Origin of the sequence: uncultured Methanobrevibacter sp., from assembly GCF_900314615.1 — an archaeon.
GTDB lineage: Archaea > Methanobacteriota > Methanobacteria > Methanobacteriales > Methanobacteriaceae > Methanocatella.
In genome coordinates this window covers 1-2,389 of sequence record NZ_OMWA01000051.1, presented here as the reverse complement: position 1 = coordinate 2,389, position 2,389 = coordinate 1, and the positions used below count along the sequence as shown (strand labels likewise).

3 protein-coding genes are annotated in these 2,389 nt (G+C 36.4%); 1 reads left to right on the top strand and 2 read right to left on the bottom strand.

Going from position 1 to position 2,389, the window contains the following annotated elements:
* Positions 1-353: 353 nt before the first annotated feature.
* Complete coding sequence (locus QZN33_RS11645; protein ID WP_296792864.1) at positions 354-584, top strand: hypothetical protein; 231 nt, start codon at positions 354-356, stop codon at positions 582-584.
* A gap of 300 nt (positions 585-884) precedes the next feature.
* On the opposite strand, the gene pdxT is transcribed toward QZN33_RS11645, so the two are convergent.
* Complete coding sequence (gene pdxT, locus QZN33_RS11640) at positions 885-1,478, bottom strand: pyridoxal 5'-phosphate synthase glutaminase subunit PdxT (protein WP_296792861.1); 594 nt, start codon at positions 1,476-1,478, stop codon at positions 885-887.
* A 20-nt stretch (positions 1,479-1,498) separates the two neighbouring features.
* On the bottom strand, positions 1,499-2,380 hold the full coding sequence (gene pdxS, locus QZN33_RS11635) for a pyridoxal 5'-phosphate synthase lyase subunit PdxS (protein WP_296792866.1): 882 nt from the start codon (positions 2,378-2,380) through the stop codon (positions 1,499-1,501).
* Positions 2,381-2,389: the final 9 nt, after the last annotated feature.

The following is a 2,389-nucleotide window of genomic DNA, read 5'->3' as shown; positions in this document are numbered from 1 at the left end:
CGTTTGATATTGGGAATGTGATTGTGTAATCCTCTTCGCAACCTTCCTTGATTAGTTCGAAATCCAGAGAGCCTGTTATGTATGAGATTATGTTCAAGTTCTTCCTGTTTGGATTGTCCAGGTCTCCATATTCGTTCCTTATCCTTAAAATGCCATTGTTCTTCTCTCTTCTCAGCGTTTAAAAATTAATAATAATTAATGAATATTATACAAATCAATCCATTAAATTGCAAATTTTAAAATACAATAAAATTACATAGATTAATATCCGTTTCTTTCAAAACTTTTAAAGTAAAATATGATTTACTATAAATTAATTTAAAAAAATGATTCTTAACATAATAGGTGATTTCATGAATAAGACATTTATTACTAAAATGCCAAATCATATCGGTGCTTTTTTAAAAGCAAGCAAATGTCTCTCTGATTTAGGTATAAATATTACTAGAGTGAGCTACAATAAATCTGTGGATTCCCATTTATTATTTATTGATGTTGAAGGCGATGAAGAAAGCCTTGAAAAGGCAACCCAAGATTTAGCTTTTTCATCACCACCGAGCCTTGAACCACCCCACCCTCTTTAAGGGTAGGGTGGTTCAATTTAAGCATATCACCATCATTCAAACAATTTGCAACTCTTTTTAAAAAAACAATATTGAATGGTAATGGCGGTAAAAAGACATATGAATCATTTTAAATCTGTTTGTCTTTTTGACAGGAATTTGTTGATTCCATTATCACATTACTGACACACTACTCACCATAACCATCCAGAGAGTGTTGTTAATTGAAGTTGCATACTCAAAATCACATACCACACTCATTGCCCCCATAATTGAGGAAAATAGTCCAAATCCCACAACTAATCCCAGATTAAGTGAGATTTAATATTCATTTACAGAATCTAAAATATTTTTAATAAAATATTCATGTACCAATGTATCATCAGTCAATTCTGGATGAAACGACATTGCAATATTATTGCCCTGTTGAATTGCTATTATCTCACCATCCAACTTGGATAAGACTTTAATATCATCTTTTGATTCATCATAGGACGCTAAAGACGGCGCCCTTATAAAAACTCCCAAATATTTCTGATCAAATATTTCAATTGTGGCCTCAAATGAATCTTTTTGTCTGCCGTATTTATTTCGTTTAACGTCAATATCCATCAAACCAAGCAACGGCTGATTGAAATCTGTCTTTTTACCCAACAATATCATTCCAGCACAGGTTCCAAAAACAGGAATGCTATTATCTTTAATAACTTTGTCTATACCTCTTTTATGGATTAACTTACCGATTACTGTGCTTTCGCCACCTGAAATAATTATCCCATCACATGTCCCGACATCAGCAGCGTATCTGACAGGCACCACATCAACATCAACACCCAACTTTTCAACGGCTTTTTTAGCCATGTCATAATGCTCCGATACAGCACCCTGTAAATTTAAAATTCCTACTTTTACCATAACCATCACAGGTGATGAATTTAGATTCCTCTATCCTGCATCCTATCGGATTCGTTTAATGTAGCCATTTCCAAACCTTTCATGGCTTCACCCAATCCTTTTGATACTTCAGCCAACACTTCAGGCTTATCATAATTGGCGGTTGCCTCAACGATTGCTTTTGCAAATGCTTCAGGATTGTTTGACTTGAATATTCCAGATCCCACAAAGATACCATCAGAACCTAATTGCATCATCAATGATGCATCGGCAGGAGTTGCAATTCCTCCGGCAGCAAAGTTAACTACAGGTAATTTTCCAAGTTCCGCAGTTTCTTTGACAAGTCCTAATGGTGCTTCAATGCTTCTTGCATATTTCCAAAGCTCTTCCTCTTCCATTCCCTGAATTGTTCTGATTTCACCCATTACCTTTCTCATATGTCTGACTGCTTCAACTATGTTTCCGGTTCCCGGTTCTCCTTTGGTACGTATCATTGATGCTCCTTCATCAATCCTTCTTAACGCTTCACCAAGATTACGAGCCCCACATACAAATGGTATTGTGAATTCCTTTTTGTTGATGTGATATTCTTCATCGGCAGGAGTCAACACTTCACTTTCATCAATCATGTCCACACCTAAAGTTTCAAGAATTTGTGCCTCTGCAATATGACCAATTCTGGCCTTTGCCATTACTGGAATTGAGACAGCATCAACCACTTCCTCAACTATTGTTGGGTCCGCCATTCTTGCAACTCCACCTGCTGCACGAATATCCGCAGGGACTTTTTCAAGCGCCATTACAGCCACAGCACCGGCATCCTCTGCGATAATAGCTTGTTCAGCATTTACCACATCCATGATGACGCCCCCTTTTGTCATTTTTGCAAAACCTTCTTTTAGTACTTTTGTTCCTTTTTCTATCATTTTTTT

Coding starts and splice junctions, on each gene's coding strand:
- pdxT (WP_296792861.1), bottom strand. CDS start 1,478: ATGGTAAAAGTAGGAATTTTAAATTTACAGGGTGCTGTATCGGAGCAT.
- QZN33_RS11645 (WP_296792864.1), top strand. CDS start 354: ATGAATAAGACATTTATTACTAAAATGCCAAATCATATCGGTGCTTTT.